Genomic DNA, 17,707 nt, shown 5'->3' with positions numbered 1-17,707 from the left:
TTTAGCATTCTACTGCTACCTTAATTACACCGTCCCGCTTACCTTCAAAGAGTTCATAGGCTTCCTCTATCCTTTCTAAGGGATAGGTATGGGTGATAAGCGGCTCTGTGTTCAGTTTTCCCTCTGCAATCAACCGTAATGTTTCTTCACAGTCACAGCCATCCACCCCTCCGGTTTTAAAGGTAAGATTTTTTCCATACATATCCGGAAGCGGCAGGATTTGTGCCTGATCATAAAGAGCAACCACCGTCACCAGACCATTGGGTCTCGCGCATTCCCAGGCCAGACGGAAGGTAGCTTCCGCCCCCGCAACCTCCAGCACAACGTCAGCTCCCCCATGATCGCTGTTTGCCCGTACAAACGCTTCACACTTCTCCGGAGAAACCAACAAAATCTCCGGATAATGCTGTCGGATAAACTGCAGACGATTTTTATCCTTTTCACACACAATAATCCGTCTTGGTTTTTTCAGCATTACCGAAAGCAGGGTACAGATACCGGTGGGGCCGGCTCCGATGATCAGCACCGTGTCCTGCTCTGAGATCTCTGAAATACGCGCTGCCCAGTAACCGGTAGCCAGAACATCGCCCACCAGCAATGCCTGTCGATCCGTAACGCCATCCGGAATCTTATTCAGTCCCTGATCTGCAAAGGGCACACGCACATATTCCGCCTGGCCGCCATCAATCCGGCAGCCCAGCGCCCAACCGCCATTTTCATCTGTACAGTTATTCACATACCCTTTCTTGCAGAAAAAGCATTCACCGCAGAAGGTCTCCACGTTTACTGTCACCCGGTCTCCCGGTTTTACCTTGGTAACTGCCTTTCCAACCTCTTCCACAATCCCCACCATCTCATGGCCAACCGTGATCCCGGGTACTGCCCGCGGAACGCTGCCATGCTTGATATGCAGATCGCTGGAGCAAATGCTGGCGAGTGTCACTTTGACAATAGCATCCCGCTCCTGCATCAGGGTCGGTTTTGGCTTCTCTCTTAATTCGAATTTTCCTTTTGAAACGTAGGTATACGCCTGCATATTTCTATTTTCCTCCACGTTTTTTATAATCCTCATCTATACGTTTTTTCCAGTCTGCGTTCAACGGGGCACTGCACCGGACAGAGCTGATTGCTTCGCTGACCACCTCATAATTCAACGCAGTTCCTTCGCTGTCGCACTGATAGTTGACTGCACGGTCTGCACCGATTCCGAACTGGCTTGCGGTCTCTACCGCGTCAATATTAGCACCGAGGAACAAAAACTCCCAACCGTATTTCGCTTTCTGCCGCTCGATCATCTGCCTCACTTTTTCGCTGTTGTACCGGCGGCTGGCATTTTCCATTCCGTCCGTAGTGATTACGAACATGGTGTGTTCCGGTACATCCTCCGGTCTTGCATACTTATGAACATTTCCAATGTGATGAATCGCACCGCCGATGGCATCTAAGAGCGCTGTGCATCCGCGAACTGTATAATCCCGGTCGGTCATCGGTCGGATTTTCTTTACATCTACACGGTCGTGCAGGACTTCACTCACATTGTCAAACAGTACCGTTGAGATCAATGCTTCGCCCTCTGCTTTTTTCTGCTGCTCAATCATAGAATTGAATCCGCCGATGGTGTCCCGTTCCAGTCCGTTCATGGAACCGCTGCGGTCTAAGATAAAAACGATCTCTGTTAAATTCTTTCTCATATGCTTGTCCTCCTCCAAAAAGATCTCGCCCTTGCGGGCTCGCTGTCGCGGTATTCGCCAAGGTTTCGAGCAAGCTCGAACTTTGGCTCATTACACGCGCATATGGCTGCTCGGTTTTGTACCTTACAGTCATAGTATAGCGATTTTCTTTTGTGGAGTGGTCGCATGGAAAGCGACATTTCTTTGTTCTTATGCTCCGATCAGACTCTGGTCAAAGGCAAACAGTGCCTCGTTAATTTCATACACATTATAGTTTCCCCGTTCGACAAAATATTCTACAATGATGTCAAATTTACTTGAATGGGACAATGTGAATCCTGCCTTGCCGAGCATCTCCTGCATCTGGGCAAGCGGCAGCTCCAAAGCGAGGGCAAATGCCAGCACCGTAGGTTTGGATGGCTTATAGAATCTATCCGAACGGATTTTTGAGAAGAGCTTCCTGTCAATATTTGCTTTCTTGTAGCACTGTGCATCCGTCATACCGCTTTCCTCAATCTTTCGAAGCAGCATTTCTGAAAAGCTCTCATCCATCTGCCCCAGCGCCTCTTCCAGAGACTGACTGCTGCAGGATTTACAAATTGCTTCGGGCGGCAGCGGGACAGATGCAGCTTCAAAGCAGGATTCCTCTTGCCATGCTTCGGAACACCGACTCTGTTCTGCCCTCCTGTCGGTATGTTCTTCCACATACCTGTCATCTATGTACACTGCGATGTCATCAAACAGCTTTCCGCTAATCTGATATGTCTTTCGGTCAAAAATAACGATATAGACCATCATCTCGTTTTCCAGCAAAAATTCGCTGATGGTATCGACTGCAACCTTCAGAGCCTGGTCTTTTGGATAGCCGTAAACACCGGAGGAAATCAGCGGAAAGGCTACAGACTGACAGCCATTTTCTTTCGCCAGATTCAAAGATGTCCGATAACAGGATTCCAGAAGCTCCTGCTCCCGATGCCTGCCATCCCGCCAGCGCGGACCGACTGCATGGATCACATATTTGCAGGGCAGACGGTATCCCTTTGTAATTTTTGCACTGCCGGTTTCGCAGCCATGCAGCGTACGGCATTCTGCAAGCAGTTCCGGTCCGGCCGCACGATGAATGCAGCCGTCCACACCGCCGCCGCCCAAAAGGGACGTGTTGGCAGCATTGACGATTGCGTCAACGTTCATTTTTGTAATATCGTTTCTGATCATTTGCAACGGCATGAAGCACCCCTCCCATTCGTTCAGCAGTTGAAAATCAACATTAGTAAATAAAATATCCCATAACATAAGCTTCTTTAAAAACACTTTGATTCTTGACTCTAGGAACTTTATCGAGATATTCCATGTCATTACTTGCAATCTTAACTCTTTTTAAGTTAAGATGCAATATTTGAGTTAAAAGTAGTTGAAAATCAACATTATTAAAAATCATTTTCGAAAAAAGTCCGATGTAGCATGAGCATTACACCCACACTGCACCGGACATTCCACATCATCAACTGCTCTGTCTATTTTCTTCTTCCTGCTCATGCAGCTGCTCTTTTTTCTACTCGTCCCCTTTCAGGATTTCTTTGCCACAATGTCAAGTGATGAATTAAAAAAAGACAAGCAACATCAAAGAAAAATTTCTTTCACAGCACTTGCCTTTTTCTATTATATTATCGTTATAAAAGCTCCTACTTGAATGCTTACAAACTGTTCTTCAAAATCTCCAATACCTCATCATGATTCAACACCTTATATCCACCTTCCATGATGATGGTTCCATTTGCAATACCATGCAACATTTCTTCTGTTGCCCCCAACTCATGGAGATTCATTGTAAGTCCCAGTTCTTTCATCCAAACTTCCATACAGGAAAGCCCTTCTCTGGCAACCTGTTCATCAGCTTTTCCAGCAGGATTGACCTCCCACACATTCACAGCAAAACGGCAAAACTTGCTAAGACCATAAGGCATAATATACCGATATTGAACTTATTATAAATGAATCTATATCACCTGAAATGTTTTCCATTTTCCGGACTTCTGCCTCCAGAAGAAAATGACCGCCCGAATGCTCCAGTCACAAACCATTGCAATAGCAATCCCGATCACGCCCATTTTCAAAACAATTCCCAAGAGCCATGATAAAAGCAGACGCACCGCTATCGTGGAGATAACCGAAACATACATGGTAAATTTCACATCACCCGCTGCCCGCAGCCCATTACTAAGCGCACCGGAAAAGGGATATGCTGCTGCATTAAACACGTTATGGATTAAAACCAGCCAGATTACAAGCCGTTTGGTCTCCGGCTGCAAAGCATAAAATTTCATAAAGAATGGAGTCAGAAGAAAAATCAAAAGATTCCATGCCGATGAAATCAGCAATGTGATTCTTGTCAATCTCTTAAAATAATGCTCCGCAGCATCTGCATCCCCATTTCCCATACACTGTCCAATGACCGTTATAAATACGGGACCCATAGCGACTCCCGCCAGCGCAGCCAATGACCAGATACTTTGTGCAACACCATTTGCAGCAATCTGATATGTTCCAAAAAGTGCAACGATACCGCTTAATGCTACTTTGACTAACTGGAATATACCGTTTTCCATCCCATTTGGAATAGCGATTTTTAGAATTTGTTTCATGAAATCCACATTCCACCGGAAAATCCACTTGCAGCGATAGAACACTTCATTTTTTCTCTGAAAACAAAGTACTGTAATCATCACGGCTGAAAATGTCCGAGCGATCAGTGAAGGGTATGCAACACCTGCAACACCTGCACGCAAAACAAGTACACCAATGAAATTTCCAATAACATTGATGATATTGGAAATTACCGACAAATACATGGTCACACTGGTTTTTCCAATACTGCGAAAAAGGGCAGCGCCAGCATTGTAAACCGCCAATGCCGGATAGGAATATGCAGAAATCCTAAGGTATGTAATACAAGAGTGCATCACAGAATCTTCCACTTTACCGAACATCAGACGAAGCATCCCTTCATTTCCAATTAGAACCATCACTACGATCAGTATGGAAAAAATCGCAGAAAATGAAAGAAGCTGACTGGCGGATTCTCCAGCGTCATCATTTTTCTTTCTACCAATATACTGGCTGATCACAACCGCCCCTCCAGATGCCAATGCTGTAAACAGATAAATAAAAATAGTATTGAACTGATTTACCAGTGAAACACCGGATACTGCCGCTTCTCCTGCGTAGCTGACCACCAGTGTGTCCGCCATCCCTACAAGCATTATCAGCAGCTGCTCTAAAAACAGGGGAATAATCATAGCCATCAACTTCTCGTTTGAAAACAGAGTTGTTTGCTGATTCACGCCTTTTCCTCCTCTTATTGTTATTTTTTTGTTTTACAGATCATATAATCGATTGCATCAAGTGACTGCTGCTTTTCATGTACCTCATCAAGCAATTTGTACCGATATTTTCGCAACATCCTTATCTGCATTTCTTGATCTTCGCATCCTGAAATTTTTGCGATTTCTTCTTTGCTTAATCCGGCGTTTATACGGGAATCATAATCCGGTTTCATGAAATGGCACTCCCTCCTCAATAAAAAATATAGGTGCAGAAATTAAAGCTGTTTGCTTTATCTCTACACCTATATTATAATTTTCTAATTGAATTATATCAAATACTTAGTTTTTATGGTTTGTCCATGCCTAAAAAGCATTGAATATGTTTGATGAATTTTGTGGTTGCTAAGCTAAACGGCTGACCACGTTTCCATGCTAATACACTTGTTGCTGTAAGTGGCGGATCAAGCGGTCTGAATGTAACCTTTGATTGATTCCAGAACGGTACAGCCCCTTCAATCACCAATGAATATGCCAAGCCTCCATTCACCATAATTGCGCTGTTCGTACTTAAATTGCTGGTAAAAACAATATCCAGTTTCTCATAGTAGTTGCCAAACCAACTTGCCAACTCACTCTGCACATTCATACGCCTAGGAAGAATCAAAGGCAGTACAGACAAATCTTTTGCGCTTACCGTTTCTTTCTTGGAGAGTGGATCATCCGATTTCATCAGAACCACCCATTTTTCCCTTATATTCAAGCGAATAAATTCATATTTTTCCATATCAACCGGCTCAAGAAGCAAACCAATATCCAGTAGTCCCTTCTCCATTTGTTCCTTTACCAAATCTGCTGTGGCTGTAAAAATGTCAAAAGTAACACGGGGATATTTCCGACGAAAGGACTCAATTATTTTAGGAAGAAGTTGTACAGCAGCAATTTCTCCACACCCAATGGAAATTTTACCTTCCACCTGTTCCTCTTGCTCCACTAATTCTTTTTCTGTCTTATCTACAAGCTGCAAAATTTCTTCCGCACGACGGCGAAGAAGTATTCCTTCATTTGTCAATTTGATTTTCCGTGTCCCTCTATCAAACAGCTTTACACCAATATCTTCCTCCATCTGTGCAAGCTGACGTGAAAGTGTCGGCTGCGTGATATGTAAAACTTCTGAGGCTTTTGTGATACTTTCTTCCCTTACTACAGTCAGAAAATATCGAAGAACTCTAATTTCCACGAAAAATACCTCCCAAATTCATCATGCTTAATAAGTATATTATAACGTATCTATACTCGAAAGGCAATAAAAAACATCTGCTCATCGTATGCTTACCGGTAATATAATTTTATGTAAAACTTGATAAACACCTATCATTTAATCGTTCTGTCTACATTGTAGAGCGGGGAAAATCGAAAAACAATGGACGGAGTACAAGTCCTTCCAAGAGGGATAAGAAAACTTCTGAATGGGTAAACAGTGCTAAAAAAGGTTCTGACATTGAAGCACAGCTCCATGTCAGAACCCATTTATTTCACAAATTATTTTTTTGGGTTGCGTCGCCCGCTGTTTTCCGAGCCACGCACTTCCTCATGGTAAAAGTAATTCACAATGACCGGGTGCCCAGGCTCTGCCCGGCCGTAGGGCAGCTCGTTGTCCACGAAGGGACAGCTGTTTTCTTTCGCCAGCCGTTCCGCTTGATCCTCCAAACCACGGAAGTAGCTTCTGTCTCCCTTGTTGTAGATAGCGTCGTACAGCGGAACCAAGTCAGGATATTTTTTACAAATATAGTCCATGATGTCTTTTTTGAATCCGCCTCGCAGATTTAGATTTTCTAACCATATCAGGTCGCATTGATTTCTGACCTGATGGAAGATAGCCTCAAAATCCGTGATACCCGGAAAGACAGGGGCAATAAAGCAGACGGTGCGAATGCCCGCATCATAGATCTGCTTCATGGCATCCAGCCGTCGCTTGATGCTGACGGCATTGTCCATATCATTTTTAAAGCCTTCGTCCAATGTATTGATCGACCAAGAGACCGTGACCTTTCCCAATTTTTTCAGAAGGTCGATGTCACGGATTACCAAATCCGACTTGGTACAGATGAGAATTTCTGCCTCACTGCCCCGGAGCTGTTCAAGAAGCTTTCGGGTGTTCTGAAACTGAGCCTCCTGGGGCAGATATCCATCGGTCACTGAACCGATGACTACGCGCTGCCCTTTGTATTTTTGCGGATTTTTGATTGCTGGCCAATGTTTCACATCCAGGAATGTCCCCCACGGTTCGGTGTGCCCGGTAAATCGCTTCATAAACGAGGCGTAGCAGTATTTGCAGCCATGGGTACAGCCCACATAAGGATTGACGGAATAGCCTCCCACCGGCAGGGCGGATTTTGTCATAATATTTTTGGTTTCTACATCCTGAATCAGAATGCTGCTCTCTTTTACTTCTGTCATGTCTTCTGTTCCTCCAATACCCGGTAAAAAGCCAGGGGAAATTCTTGTACCATCTGTGCCTCTCCCATGATAGGAAGCAGATCTTCCTTCATAAATACAGGGATGCCAAGCTCATGGGCCTGATGTGTCAGGTTCCACACCCATTCCGGTTTCGATACGGCTTTGCCCTTCCTATGTCCGGTCTCAGTCCCAATGACGATCCACTCAATTTAATACAAACGGCCACCGCTGATGCCTCCTTTCCGTTTTAAGATTTAGCCTTCTACCGCAGGCGCAACTTTCCCGAAGCCGTTCCAGGCATACAGCCCCTTCTTGTCCTCATCGCCCAGGAACTTGTCCACCTGACATATGTGCAGGATATGGTCGCCAACTTCCACCGACTGCTGCAGGGTGGCCACCATCGCCAGACGAGTATCCACCGGAATCTGGATATCACTGCCATCCACAGCCATCATCTCGATGTTGTTGGCGGCCACCTTGTCGGTCTCGGCACCGGTAGATGCTCCGCAGGCCATTACTGCGCCTGCCAGACTCTCACCGGGAACAGTGACAATGACTTTGCCGGTCTCACGCACACGCTTGCCGGTGTGGGACTGTTTGCCAGTGGCGAAGCCACCATAGGCGGATTGAAGGAGAGGTAAGACACAAAGCAAATGGGAGCCAGGTTCGTAGAACCATCCTCCTTTTTAGAGCAGATCAGTGTCAGCGGATTGGGGGAGGTCAGAACAGTAGCCTCCATAATGTTCAGTTCTTTCATAAAATTCAGACCTTTCTAAGAGATTTCAGTCGTTGACTGTATGGCCAACCAGTGATATATTTATTATATCTGATAGTAATTTTTGTTCAAGTACGCAAATTATTTATACCTGGTATCAAAAAATATACTGCAAAAGACGAGGAACGATCCAATTATGACTTATGAAGAATTCAAAGAAAAGGTTGGCAGTGTCATTCTAACCGGCGAGGGAAACTGCCCGGTCACGCCGGTGGTTCAAATGCTGCAGGGCAAATGGAAACTCCAAATTCTCTATGAACTGTGCATCAAGTGTCCTATGCGGTTTGGGGAACTGAAAAAAGTTCTCAAACCCATTACCAACACAGCTCTGACCAACGCGCTGAAAGAGCTGGAAGCGGACGAATTGGTTCAGCGTATCCAATATAATGAAATGCCTCTGCGAGTGGAGTACTCCCTCACCGAAAAAGGGCGGGACCTGCTGCCGGTCTTTTACGCCATTTCCCAATGGGGAATGAAATATATACCATGATTCTAACTATATTAATATCTGCCTGATAATAGCCGGGAGGCATTGACAATTTGAGTCAACTTCCCGGCTTTTTATGCATTCTCTACTGCTGCAAAGGATTCAGGAAGCAACCTGATTCATGAGAGTTTATGCATTTGTATAGTCATTTTGAACCTGCTCCGAAATCGTCATACCTCACACGCCTCCCGGAGAGCAGGCAGCAGCTCATCCAGCCGCCCGTCCAGTCCGAAGGACTTCTCTTTGATATTGTCCGCAATGTAGATCTCCCCCAGATTGATGGTCACATAAGTGGCGTTTGGCTCGCCGGCCACCAGGCGCATCATCGGGGCCTTGATCAGCTGATTGCGCCAGCCAATGCCCAGCTCCAGAACCACCAGTTTCTTTCCGTGGTAGGTTTTCAGAAAGTTTTGGAACCGTGCCTGGGCAGCGGCATCCGGGATCATTCTCTGACCCGCGCCCATGTGGATGTCCATGGGACCTCCGCACTTGGGACAACGCGGCACCAACTCTGTAGGCACATGGCCGCCCTGTTCGGCAGCCGATAATTTTTCGGCCACCTCTAAACTTGAATAGAGGGTATCGTGGCAGGGGCGGGCACACTGCATAGTAATCCAGTTGCCCTCAATCTCATAGATTTTCGTCGGATCGAAGCCACACAGTTCAAAGTGACCTTCTCCGTTTGATGTGACGACAAAGTAATCTTTTTCTCCTACAATGGCCTTCAAATCGTTCATCACCGGCGTAGGCTGGTACTGCCCACAGTAACGATGGATGAGCCGGGCCCAGAAGGCCCATTTTTCCTCCTCGCTGGGCCATCCGGCCATCATGCCCTGCAAAATACAACGTAAGCCGTATTTTTGTTTGAAATCCCCAAACAGTCTTTCAAAAGTCGCATTGTCCGCAAACAAATGCAGTCCTTCGGTGATGGACAGGCCGTTACTGGCTCCGATCAGGATAGCGTCCGCTTCTCTGAATTTTTTCGCAATAGGGTTCCAATCAATCATATTTGTTCGCTCCTTTCTATTTTATGGTTGCTGCGATGGATCGCTCCTGCCGGAGGGCAGCCAGAGTTTCCGCCAAATCTCCTTGCAGATACAGGCTGCGTCCCCGCAGATGCTCTGGCCTATGAGCTGCCTCTCGATTAAGACATGCATAAAAGACGTTTTCGTTTTTGGCAGTAAGTTCCCAGAAGGGTAATTTGATGATACTGGGTGTCATCTCACCCACGCCAAGTTCCAACAGCAGGACTTTTTTGTCGGACTGATCCATTATCCAGTGTCGCAGGAATCTATGGTAGCGATGCAGACTATCCTGCCAGAAGGTTCCCTCCAGAAAGGTATCATCTCGTACCCAGGGCACCAGCACCCGCCCGCAATCCGGGCAACGAGGAACAGCCTCCTCCGGCAGGCGAACACCTGCCAGGCAACCAGTCAGTTCCTTCACCAGTTCGCGGTTTTCCCCAATATCATCCCGGCAGGCTGACTGCATTGGCAGTAGCTAAAGTCTCCCTGAAAGGCGCAAATTTGTTTCTGGGGAAATACTCGAAAAAACTGCTGATCCACATTGGTGGTCAGAACAAAAGCAGGTTTGTCCGCAACAAGCGCCTGCAGGTCCAGATAGGGCTGCCCAGTAGGGGCTTCCCACATGAAGCGGATATATTGACTGTAATACCCCCACTGTTCCCCATAGCTGGAAAAGCAATGGTAGAATCCAGCCAGCGGAGAGGTAAAGCCATACTGTTCGCGAAAGGGAGCCAATGCCTCCGAAAGTGCCGGGGACCAATGGTAGTGGTCGTATCCAGCCGCGCTTGACAGGCCGGAGCCGCCTCCGATCACAACAGCATCTGCTTGATCAATACGCTCGGCAAGTTCCTGAAGCGTCGCTTGGTTTGCAACCCTCATCGATCGTTATCTCCGCTGTCCATGGTATCCCGTGCATCCCGCAGCACTTGAGCAATGTCGGCCACAATGGTCATGCCCTTGTCCTCCAACTGCTTGGGCAGGAAGTCATACTTGTTGTTGACAGCAATATATCGAGCATGGGGAAAGCTGAGGGTCATGTTCCAGAAAGGTTCTTGGATAAACATGGGAGTCATTCGGCCCACGCCCAGCTCCAGGAACAGAATTTTGCTGTCTTTGTGTTCCAGCACATAGCGAGAAATTTTTTCGTACTGTTCTTCGTATTTCTTTCCTTGCAGAAAATTCCCATATCCTCGCACCCAAGGGAATGCCTCGCCGCCGCAGTGGGGGCATCGGGGAATGAGATCCGTGGGAATCTTCGTGTCACTCCCCATAGCGGCTACCATATCAGCCACCGGCTTTACCGCATCCCAAGTGTCATCGGTACAACAGGCGGCACACTGGAAGAAGCGGTGATCCCCCTGAATCTCTGCCACCTTCTCCTCCGGGTAGAGTTTGACAAACTGGGTATCCTGGTTCGTGGTGAGGATGAAGAAGTCCTTGCCTTTCAGCAAAGCGTCTAAATCCAAATAGGAATGACGCACAGGTGCGGTCTGGGTGGTGTGAAGGAATGTGGCGAGATACCCCCAATACTCTTCCCTTGTCTTCCAGGGGTGCATCATCCCTGCAAAAGCACCTTTGAAGTGGTACTTCTCGGCAAAAGGGCGGAAGTATTTGCGGTAAGAGTCGTTGTCCTCGTAGTAAAAATCTCCACCACCGGCAGCGGACAGGCCGGAGGCCCCGCCCACTACCACACAGTCAGCTTCCTTTACCTCCTGTACCAAACGATGGATCTGTTCGCTATACGGCAGCGGCTTTTTGTCAGTCAGCTGATAAGGCGTACCGCCGGAAGCATAGATATGATAGTGCCTGGAATAATTCATCTGGGTCTGCATGACCAGATCATCATAGAAGTTCATTGTCACCATTCCTTTCAAGTGGATGTTATTTTTATTCTTACTTCAAATTATTTTAGCATCCTCTTGCGTCACTGTCAATATGTTGTTATAATAAAAATAACATCAAAGCAAAAAAGGAGATCAGGCTATGAAATATTCTACCCGCCTTAGCGATGCTGTTCATATTCTGGCTTTTATCGCTCTGTACCCAGACTGCGACCTGACCAGTAACAAGCTGGCAGAGAGCATTCAGACGAATCCTGCCTATGTGCGCCAGCTCATGTCCGCCCTGCGGAAGGGAGGACTGCTGGTCAGCGTGAAGGGACATCCCCGACCTGCTCTGGCTCGTGAGCCGGAGAAAATCACTCCACTGGATGCCTATCGGGCAGTAGAGGGCAACAAGCCCCTGCTCCATCAGGACATCCACACCAATCCTGCCTGTGGCGTGGGTGTAAATATTCAACTGGTGCTGCGGGATTTTTACTTGGACATTCAAAAAACAGCGGAACAAAGAATGCAAGGAATCACGTTGAAAGATGTGCTGGAACAATATCACATGACTCCCATTGGTTACCCCTGTCCTTTTGCCAAACGTATGCGGGAGCTAGTGCAGAAAGAGATAGGTGATGGTGTCCGTATCTTGGATTACACCCATGACGCTGGTCCTGAACCAGAAATATTTCAGAAGTAAAGTTTCTTTTTCCTTCAGCCTATGGTAAGATAGACTTTAAGGAGGAGTGCTAAATGATTCAGAACCCCTTACCACACGACCACGGACAAACTATCGAGCAGGAACTGGAACATATGCCCAGCGTAGAAAACTTTCAAACCGTAGCTGATATTTTCAAGCAGCTGGGGGATGGCAGCCGTATTCGCATTTTTTGGTTGCTTTGCCACTGTGAGGAATGTGTTATCAATCTTTCAGCCATGGTAAATATGAGCAGTCCTGCAGTTTCTCACCATCTCAAGCAGTTGAAATCAGCAGGTCTGATCGTTAGCCGCCGGGACGGAAAAGAGGTCTATTATAAAGCGGCCGATACCGAGCAGGCCCGAAATTTCCATCATATGATTGAGTGGCTTGTAAAAATCGCCTGTCCGTCGCAAGTAGAAAAACAAAAAGGAACGCCATGAAAAAAGAAGAATCCAAAGTTATCGCTCAAAAATTTCAAAAGATTCCAAACGGCACCCTCGCCTTGAAGCATTGCCGGGCTGGCGGAACGGGTACCACACTCTTTGGAGAACAGTTTCGAGCGGTTACCGCTGGAAAAGAAGGGGTTATGGAGGCATATGAAACTTTTCCTGGAATAGAGGTATCCTTCAATGTTTTTCTTGCTTCAGAGATCAAGTTTCAGCATGATGCTTCGGATTCTGTTTTAGAAATTTACTATTGTCGCAGTGGTCGCGTGGGTTGGAATATGCAAGACGGTACTGCCGTCTATTTAGGTACAGGTGATGTGACAGCACATAGTATGGCCTGCTGCGCGGATTCCGCCATGATGTTTCCCCTAGGATATTCAGAGGGAATTTCCATTTCCGTGGATCTGAAACAGCTCTCTTCCATTTGCCCGGAAGTTTTAAAGAATGCCGGTGTGGAGGCAGACCAGTTACGGGATCGATTTTGCTCCGGAAAACCATCCGCAATCCCGTCCTGTTCCGATTTAGAGCACATTTTTGCCCCACTCTTTTCTGCTCCTGTATCCGTTCGAATTTCCCTCTTGAAATTAAAGGTGCTGGAAATTTTGATTTATTTGAGCAACATGAAATCGGAGCATAAAGAATTGACTCAATACTTCTCCCAGCAAACCGAATTGATAAAAGAAATTCATCAACAGTTGACAGAGCACTTGGATCAACGATTTACGATCGCAGAACTTTCCAAACAGTATTTGATAAATACCTCCACTCTAAAGGAGATATTCAAGGCAGTCTACGGCCAGCCTATCGCCACCTATATGAAGGAATTTCGAGTGCGTCAGGCTATGAAATTATTACGGGAAACAAATGACACTATCGCGGATATTGCTTCCCAGGTAGGCTACCAAACCCAGGGAAAATTTTCAAGCGCTTTTCAGTCTATAGTCAAAATGTCACCCAGAGAATACAGAAAAATCCAGGGTATAGCTCCATCGGATTCCTTTAGCAAAACACTGTAATGAAAAATTCTGGTAGACTACTGCCAACAAAGCCAAGTTCTTCACTTTTGATGTATAGTCGATCAGCGTTGTCATCCTAATCTGTGCTGACTGCATCAGCAGCCGTTTTCCACATACTGAACATAGGAGATCAAACCGTCTGTTCTTACAGCATCCAGTGTTTTTACGCTGATTCCCAGTATACTGGCTGCTTCCTTCCTTGTAATCAGTTTATCCATCGCCTTCTTCGTCATAGTTCATAGCGAAAGCTCCCTTCCTGTGATAGCTACATACTACCACAAAAGTAATTATCTTTCACTGACAACTATCCTAACACACAGGGATAACTTGAATAGAGTAAAATGCTCGCATCTATCATTTCAAGCAAGAGAAAATGAAGTGAAATGCTTGCATTCTCTAATGATTATTATGAATTGATTTTTAGGGCAACACAATCCGTCGAATTATTTTGCGCTTACTTTCAAAAAATCTTGAAACGCATATTTTTAAAAATGCAGATGTAGACTGTCAAGGAGCTGGAAGCGGATAAACTGATCGTCCGCACCGAGTATCCGCAGATTCCGCCGAAGGTGGAATATACGCTTTCGGAACGAGGAAAAACGCTGATGACTGTGCTGGATCAGCTCTGTGTCTGGGGCGAGGAGAATCGACTGACAGAGTGACAACTTCCAATGGAGCAGTGAAGCACACTGCCGCCTGTGAGAAATCCTACATCTCTGGGGTGATAAGAAAAAGTACAGAGAAACCATATTTTCAGAAAGCACTGCCGGGTGCTGTATCAGCATGATACTTGGCAGGCTTTATCCATATCAGTGTATGGAGATTGGAGACAACAGCAAATGAAAGAAAACTGTCTATGGTATTGGCAAAAAAAGAGACAGGGCAAATGTCGAAAGGATAGTCCAGAATTAAAGGATGCACTCCTCAGGAGGATGCTTCCACCAAACAATGAATCTATTACCAAGATATCCAGAGAAGAAGGAATCTCTGAACAGACACTTCGTAACTGGCGGGATAAAGCCAGAAAGGAAGGCTATGCTGCTCCTGGTACGGATGCTGTTCCTGATGGCTGGAGTACACAGGATAAATTTTTAGTTGTTGTTGAAACAGCAGGTATGAATGAAACGGAACTTGCCGAGTATGCCCGTAAAAAAGGTCTTTATATCGAGCAGATCAAAGCCTGGAAAGATGCCTGCATGAATGCCAATGGTGGCATCGCTAAAGAAGCTTCCCGGCTTAACCGCGAACTTAAGGATTCTGAGAAAGAACGCAGAAAACTTGAAAAAGAATTACAGCGCAAGGGCTACGTCTGCTTCCATCAATCGGGGCTTGACCGTATCGCCCAGACCGTCCTCGGCGGTCTGATAGATGATATTGAAAGGTTCAAGTGTCTCCATACCGGGCAAAGGCTTTCGATTGGTGCAAGCCGCCGCAAGGCGCATGGCAAAGTAGGTCTTGCCCTCGCCGGGATTCCCCTGGATAATTGTCAGCTTTCGGGAAAGGACTTGCCGTAAAACTCTATGACAAAATCAATGGGATAGCCGCCCTTGCTCTGGCTGTGGCGAAACCACTTGTTTCCCCGGACGGTCAGACTGTCATGTTCTTTCCAGCGGTATTCTCGTCCGCTTTTTATCAGTGTCTCTCCCTGTGTGCGGAGAAAATCTTCCAGACTGACGGCATTTGCCCGGTCAATCTGCGCTTGGGTATAATTCATCGGGATAGTTCCTCCTTTTTCTGTCGTGTTTGGGGTCGATTTTGGAGCTTTTGTTCCTCTGTACGCTCGTTAAATCGGGCGGCAGTATCTACACATGACTTGACCTTCCAAAGGCGGTGTAAATCGTCTCTGACAGCCTTAAACTCGCCGTAGGTGCTTTCGTGTGCCTGTTCCAGCTCGTCATACTCGTCGGACAGCTTTTTCATATCCACCTTGCCGTCCGGGAACTCCTCGGTCAGCTTTCGTCTGGCGGCGTAGAACTGTATCAGTTCCGCTTCATGCTCTGCCTTGTACTTGGCTCTGGGCTTCTCAAACTTGATTTTCTGCAAGCCGTCATAGACAGGCTTCAAGTTCTGGAAAGCGGCGGAGCTGTCATAGAGTTGCTTAATTGCTTTCATTCGGGCGGTCTGTTCGTCCAGCGTTTTCTTCAAGCTCTCTGTGGCAGCACTGTGTTCGCTGACACGGCTTTCCAAATCTTCAAGGGAGTAAATGCCGTTTGCCCGGAGATAATTGAAAGTCTCGTTCATCTCCTTTAGATTGCTGGCCTTGCCTTTCTGCGAATATGCCCCGGCTCTGCGCTGGGTGTAATAGGCGCTCAGCAGCGAAACAAGGTCGGGTGCCTGCGGCTTGGCAAGCTCCGCTTTTGCTTCGGCAATCCAATCAAACAGGAGAGCGATTTTCTTCTTGATGTCCCGGATAACGGCATTGGTGGCTCTGATCCAGCGGTTGAACTCGCCTTTCTCGGTGCGTATGCCTTTCTTCTCCATTGCCTGGACGGTTGCGCCCTCATGGACGGTGGGAAAAAGCTCCACGCCCTGACGCTCATAGCTCCGGTGGTCGATACGAACATCAATACCTTTTTCCGCAAACTTGGCATTGCATAGCTCCGCCCATGCTTCACGCCAATGTTCCAGCGTTTCGGGACTGCCCCAGTCGGTAGTGGGAACGGCGTTGAACACAAACTTTCCGTCTGCGTCTCGGATACGGTTGCCGTCCTCGTCCAGCTCATACACCCGGCGTTGCTTTAGTCCCCATTTGCCGTTCTGCTCGATGGGGCGGATGGGGCAAAGCACATGAAAATGCGGATTGGGTACGCCGCCGTCCTCCCGGTCTGGCTGGTGTACGGCGAAGTCAACCACCATGCCACGGCTCACAAAGTTCTCCAATAAAAATTGCCTTGCAAGAGCGATGTTTTCCTCAAGGGAAAATTCATTCTGCAAGGCAATGTCAAAGCTGTATGCAAGCTGGGCGTTCTTTCCACGCTCGGCTTTTTCCACGGCGTTCCATAGGGTTTGGCGGTCTGCGTATTCTGGCGGTGCATGGGACGGCAAGAGAATGTCAGAGCAGATCACGCCGCCCTTTCTGGTGTAGTCGCTGTATTCGCCGTAATACTCGCTATACAATCGCTCCCCGGCTCGGTAGGCAGCAGAAGCGATAGCGGACTGTCCTGCGCTTCGCTTAGTCTGCGTGACGCTTAGATGAAATAGTGCCATCGGCTTTCAACTCCTTTTCTCTGTTTGCTTGGCTGATATGGGTAATCGCCATGTGACGGACGGCTCGCTGGACTTCGGACAGGGAAAAGATGTGTTCCATCAGCTCTGTCATTTCGGTGCGTGTGAGATCTTTGACCTCCGGGGCAAGGCTCTCAATCGTTCCGCCCAGATTGCAAAGGCGGTGGGTGCGCTTGGTGCGTTCGCCTTTCTCCAGATACTTCTTTCTGTTCTCCAGACGCTCCAGCTTGTGCTGTTCCTGTGCAAGCTGCGTCTCGGCTCGAAGCTGTTCAAGAGTTTTCGGTTTTGTCATTGTAATTGACCTCCTTTTTTGATTTTGCGGATAAAAAAAGACCGTCAACTTTTCGCATAGTGCGACCAGTCAACGGTCTGATTTTCGGTATTCGGTTTTTGTGTTCAGTTAGACAAACTGAAATTTATATAATTATCTCTCTAACTTTCCCTATTTTATAGGCTTTCCCGCATGTCCATTAGTGAAATGATATGTAGTTTCCCTTATTTTTGCCCTTATGAGATAATCACAAGGGAAATAAGGGAAATTTTTAGTCATTGCCCACCACTTTATCAAGAAGCCGAACCGATTTTCGTTTCGCATCTCTTGTGGAGTGAGCATAGACGTTCATTGTGGTACTGACATCTGAGTGTCCCAACAATTCCTGCACATCTTTTGGGGCTGCTCCATTTGCTAAAAGGTTGCTTGTATAGGTGTGACGTAACTGGTGGAAATGAAAGCCTTCAAATCCCTCTAATGTTTTTG

Annotated in this window: 22 protein-coding genes and 3 pseudogenes; 6 read left to right on the top strand and 19 right to left on the bottom strand. The window is 46.9% G+C overall.

What is annotated here, in order from left to right; all coding sequences use genetic code 11:
* Position 1: 1 nt before the first annotated feature.
* From DWZ60_RS06595 to DWZ60_RS17975, 10 genes are all read right to left on the bottom strand, one after another.
* Complete coding sequence (locus DWZ60_RS06595; RefSeq protein WP_055228476.1) at positions 2-1,036, bottom strand: alcohol dehydrogenase; 1,035 nt, start codon at positions 1,034-1,036, stop codon at positions 2-4.
* Between the two features lie 4 nt (positions 1,037-1,040).
* Positions 1,041-1,691, bottom strand: coding sequence for a vWA domain-containing protein (locus tag DWZ60_RS06590; RefSeq protein ID WP_055228477.1), 651 nt, complete (start codon positions 1,689-1,691; stop codon positions 1,041-1,043).
* Between the two features lie 189 nt (positions 1,692-1,880).
* Entirely contained in the window at positions 1,881-2,897 is a 1,017-nt protein-coding gene (locus DWZ60_RS06585; protein WP_055228478.1) for an O-acetyl-ADP-ribose deacetylase, read from the bottom strand.
* A 467-nt stretch (positions 2,898-3,364) separates the two neighbouring features.
* Positions 3,365-3,529, bottom strand: coding sequence for an oxidoreductase Fe-dependent alcohol dehydrogenase family (locus DWZ60_RS19425; RefSeq protein ID WP_022462483.1), 165 nt, complete (start codon positions 3,527-3,529; stop codon positions 3,365-3,367).
* A 138-nt stretch (positions 3,530-3,667) separates the two neighbouring features.
* Complete coding sequence (locus DWZ60_RS06575) at positions 3,668-5,011, bottom strand: MATE family efflux transporter (protein ID WP_117760428.1); 1,344 nt, start codon at positions 5,009-5,011, stop codon at positions 3,668-3,670.
* Positions 5,012-5,031: 20 nt separating this feature from the next.
* On the bottom strand, positions 5,032-5,226 hold the full coding sequence (locus DWZ60_RS06570) for a DUF4224 domain-containing protein (protein ID WP_022462481.1): 195 nt from the start codon (positions 5,224-5,226) through the stop codon (positions 5,032-5,034).
* Between the two features lie 113 nt (positions 5,227-5,339).
* Entirely contained in the window at positions 5,340-6,230 is an 891-nt protein-coding gene (locus DWZ60_RS06565) for a LysR family transcriptional regulator (protein WP_022462480.1), read from the bottom strand.
* A 302-nt stretch (positions 6,231-6,532) separates the two neighbouring features.
* A complete protein-coding gene (locus DWZ60_RS06560) occupies positions 6,533-7,450 on the bottom strand; it encodes a radical SAM mobile pair protein B (RefSeq protein ID WP_118594679.1) in 918 nt (305 codons plus the stop codon).
* 254 nt (positions 7,451-7,704) lie between these two features.
* Positions 7,705-8,025, bottom strand: coding sequence for a flavin reductase (locus tag DWZ60_RS17980; protein ID WP_243038238.1), 321 nt, complete (start codon positions 8,023-8,025; stop codon positions 7,705-7,707).
* Positions 7,965-8,207 (bottom strand): hypothetical protein, encoded by a 243-nt coding sequence (locus tag DWZ60_RS17975; protein ID WP_242998468.1) that lies wholly within the window; start codon positions 8,205-8,207, stop codon positions 7,965-7,967. Before DWZ60_RS17975 ends, DWZ60_RS17980 begins: the two co-directional genes overlap by 61 nt.
* Positions 8,208-8,361: 154 nt before the next feature.
* Between DWZ60_RS17975 and DWZ60_RS06545 the strand changes: the two genes are divergently transcribed.
* The gene (locus tag DWZ60_RS06545; RefSeq protein WP_055187091.1) at positions 8,362-8,715 is read left to right on the top strand and encodes a winged helix-turn-helix transcriptional regulator; all 354 of its coding nucleotides are present in this window, start codon (positions 8,362-8,364) and stop codon (positions 8,713-8,715) included.
* A gap of 167 nt (positions 8,716-8,882) precedes the next feature.
* On the opposite strand, the gene DWZ60_RS06540 is transcribed toward DWZ60_RS06545, so the two are convergent.
* From DWZ60_RS06540 to DWZ60_RS06530, 4 genes are read right to left on the bottom strand one after another with little or no spacing between them, the layout of a single operon-like run.
* Complete coding sequence (locus DWZ60_RS06540) at positions 8,883-9,719, bottom strand: NAD-dependent protein deacetylase, SIR2 family (protein WP_117509141.1); 837 nt, start codon at positions 9,717-9,719, stop codon at positions 8,883-8,885.
* Between the two features lie 16 nt (positions 9,720-9,735).
* Positions 9,736-10,158 carry a hypothetical protein gene (locus DWZ60_RS17970; protein ID WP_243038237.1) on the bottom strand — a complete coding sequence of 141 codons (423 nt, stop codon included), beginning with the start codon at positions 10,156-10,158 and terminating at the stop codon, positions 9,736-9,738.
* Positions 10,155-10,616 (bottom strand): hypothetical protein, encoded by a 462-nt coding sequence (locus DWZ60_RS17965; protein ID WP_243038236.1) that lies wholly within the window; start codon positions 10,614-10,616, stop codon positions 10,155-10,157. The genes DWZ60_RS17970 and DWZ60_RS17965 overlap by 4 nt, the downstream gene beginning before the upstream one ends.
* The gene (locus DWZ60_RS06530; RefSeq protein ID WP_173841546.1) at positions 10,613-11,593 is read right to left on the bottom strand and encodes an NAD-dependent protein deacetylase; all 981 of its coding nucleotides are present in this window, start codon (positions 11,591-11,593) and stop codon (positions 10,613-10,615) included. The genes DWZ60_RS17965 and DWZ60_RS06530 overlap by 4 nt, the downstream gene beginning before the upstream one ends.
* A 127-nt stretch (positions 11,594-11,720) precedes the next feature.
* On the opposite strand from DWZ60_RS06530, the gene DWZ60_RS06525 reads away from it, so the two are divergent.
* The 3 genes from DWZ60_RS06525 to DWZ60_RS06515 are packed head-to-tail and all read left to right on the top strand — an operon-like array spanning position 11,721 to position 13,725.
* Positions 11,721-12,263 (top strand): Rrf2 family transcriptional regulator, encoded by a 543-nt coding sequence (locus DWZ60_RS06525; RefSeq protein ID WP_243002012.1) that lies wholly within the window; start codon positions 11,721-11,723, stop codon positions 12,261-12,263.
* A 53-nt stretch (positions 12,264-12,316) separates the two neighbouring features.
* Positions 12,317-12,703: an ArsR/SmtB family transcription factor gene (locus tag DWZ60_RS06520; protein WP_055228485.1), complete on the top strand. Its 387-nt coding sequence runs from the start codon at positions 12,317-12,319 to the stop codon at positions 12,701-12,703.
* The gene (locus DWZ60_RS06515) at positions 12,700-13,725 is read left to right on the top strand and encodes a helix-turn-helix domain-containing protein (protein ID WP_117804004.1); all 1,026 of its coding nucleotides are present in this window, start codon (positions 12,700-12,702) and stop codon (positions 13,723-13,725) included. Before DWZ60_RS06520 ends, DWZ60_RS06515 begins: the two co-directional genes overlap by 4 nt.
* Positions 13,726-13,820: 95 nt before the next feature.
* Here the strand turns inward: DWZ60_RS06515 and DWZ60_RS06510 are convergent, their stop codons facing one another.
* Positions 13,821-13,943, bottom strand: coding sequence for a hypothetical protein (locus tag DWZ60_RS06510; RefSeq protein WP_442857796.1), 123 nt, complete (start codon positions 13,941-13,943; stop codon positions 13,821-13,823).
* 288 nt (positions 13,944-14,231) lie between these two features.
* Here DWZ60_RS06510 and DWZ60_RS06500 point away from each other — a divergent pair.
* Together DWZ60_RS06500 and DWZ60_RS18625 are read left to right on the top strand one after the other, a co-directional pair.
* Positions 14,232-14,387: pseudogene (locus DWZ60_RS06500) on the top strand (winged helix-turn-helix transcriptional regulator); the annotation flags it as partial.
* Between the two features lie 177 nt (positions 14,388-14,564).
* A pseudogene (locus DWZ60_RS18625) lies at positions 14,565-14,762 on the top strand (transposase); the annotation flags it as partial.
* A 261-nt stretch (positions 14,763-15,023) separates the two neighbouring features.
* Here DWZ60_RS18625 and DWZ60_RS06485 read toward each other — a convergent pair.
* From DWZ60_RS06485 to DWZ60_RS06470, 4 genes and pseudogenes are all read right to left on the bottom strand, one after another.
* Positions 15,024-15,439: pseudogene (locus DWZ60_RS06485) on the bottom strand (AAA family ATPase); the annotation flags it as partial.
* Positions 15,436-16,932, bottom strand: coding sequence for a MobQ family relaxase (gene mobQ, locus DWZ60_RS06480; protein WP_119221416.1), 1,497 nt, complete (start codon positions 16,930-16,932; stop codon positions 15,436-15,438). The gene mobQ and the pseudogene DWZ60_RS06485, both read right to left, overlap by 4 nt.
* The gene (locus tag DWZ60_RS06475) at positions 16,898-17,242 is read right to left on the bottom strand and encodes a DUF3847 domain-containing protein (protein ID WP_117814639.1); all 345 of its coding nucleotides are present in this window, start codon (positions 17,240-17,242) and stop codon (positions 16,898-16,900) included. Before DWZ60_RS06475 ends, mobQ begins: the two co-directional genes overlap by 35 nt.
* 250 nt (positions 17,243-17,492) lie before the next feature.
* Positions 17,493-17,707: tyrosine-type recombinase/integrase (locus tag DWZ60_RS06470; protein WP_147397729.1), on the bottom strand; the 215-nt coding region annotated here is incomplete at its 5' end.

This window comes from Blautia sp. AF34-10, from assembly GCF_003477865.1.
GTDB lineage: Bacteria > Bacillota > Clostridia > Lachnospirales > Lachnospiraceae > Fusicatenibacter > Fusicatenibacter saccharivorans.
This window is presented reverse-complemented; position numbering and strand designations above follow the sequence as displayed.

Bases quoted from the DNA above. Each gene is read 5' to 3' on its own strand.
- DWZ60_RS06515 (WP_117804004.1), top strand. From the start codon at position 12,700: ATGAAAAAAGAAGAATCCAAAGTTATCGCTCAAAAATTTCAAAAGATT.
- DWZ60_RS19425 (WP_022462483.1), bottom strand. From the start codon at position 3,529: ATGGAAGTTTGGATGAAAGAACTGGGACTTACAATGAATCTCCATGAG.
- DWZ60_RS06510 (WP_442857796.1), bottom strand. From the start codon at position 13,943: ATGGATAAACTGATTACAAGGAAGGAAGCAGCCAGTATACTGGGAATC.
- DWZ60_RS06590 (WP_055228477.1), bottom strand. From the start codon at position 1,691: ATGAGAAAGAATTTAACAGAGATCGTTTTTATCTTAGACCGCAGCGGT.
- DWZ60_RS06520 (WP_055228485.1), top strand. From the start codon at position 12,317: ATGATTCAGAACCCCTTACCACACGACCACGGACAAACTATCGAGCAG.
- DWZ60_RS06560 (WP_118594679.1), bottom strand. From the start codon at position 7,450: ATGACAGAAGTAAAAGAGAGCAGCATTCTGATTCAGGATGTAGAAACC.
- DWZ60_RS06540 (WP_117509141.1), bottom strand. From the start codon at position 9,719: ATGATTGATTGGAACCCTATTGCGAAAAAATTCAGAGAAGCGGACGCT.
- DWZ60_RS06585 (WP_055228478.1), bottom strand. From the start codon at position 2,897: ATGCCGTTGCAAATGATCAGAAACGATATTACAAAAATGAACGTTGAC.
- DWZ60_RS17975 (WP_242998468.1), bottom strand. From the start codon at position 8,207: ATGAAAGAACTGAACATTATGGAGGCTACTGTTCTGACCTCCCCCAAT.
- DWZ60_RS06545 (WP_055187091.1), top strand. From the start codon at position 8,362: ATGACTTATGAAGAATTCAAAGAAAAGGTTGGCAGTGTCATTCTAACC.
- DWZ60_RS06525 (WP_243002012.1), top strand. From the start codon at position 11,721: ATGAAATATTCTACCCGCCTTAGCGATGCTGTTCATATTCTGGCTTTT.
- DWZ60_RS06595 (WP_055228476.1), bottom strand. From the start codon at position 1,036: ATGCAGGCGTATACCTACGTTTCAAAAGGAAAATTCGAATTAAGAGAG.
- mobQ (WP_119221416.1), bottom strand. From the start codon at position 16,932: ATGGCACTATTTCATCTAAGCGTCACGCAGACTAAGCGAAGCGCAGGA.
- DWZ60_RS06475 (WP_117814639.1), bottom strand. From the start codon at position 17,242: ATGACAAAACCGAAAACTCTTGAACAGCTTCGAGCCGAGACGCAGCTT.
- DWZ60_RS17965 (WP_243038236.1), bottom strand. From the start codon at position 10,616: ATGAGGGTTGCAAACCAAGCGACGCTTCAGGAACTTGCCGAGCGTATT.
- DWZ60_RS06570 (WP_022462481.1), bottom strand. From the start codon at position 5,226: ATGAAACCGGATTATGATTCCCGTATAAACGCCGGATTAAGCAAAGAA.
- DWZ60_RS06530 (WP_173841546.1), bottom strand. From the start codon at position 11,593: ATGAACTTCTATGATGATCTGGTCATGCAGACCCAGATGAATTATTCC.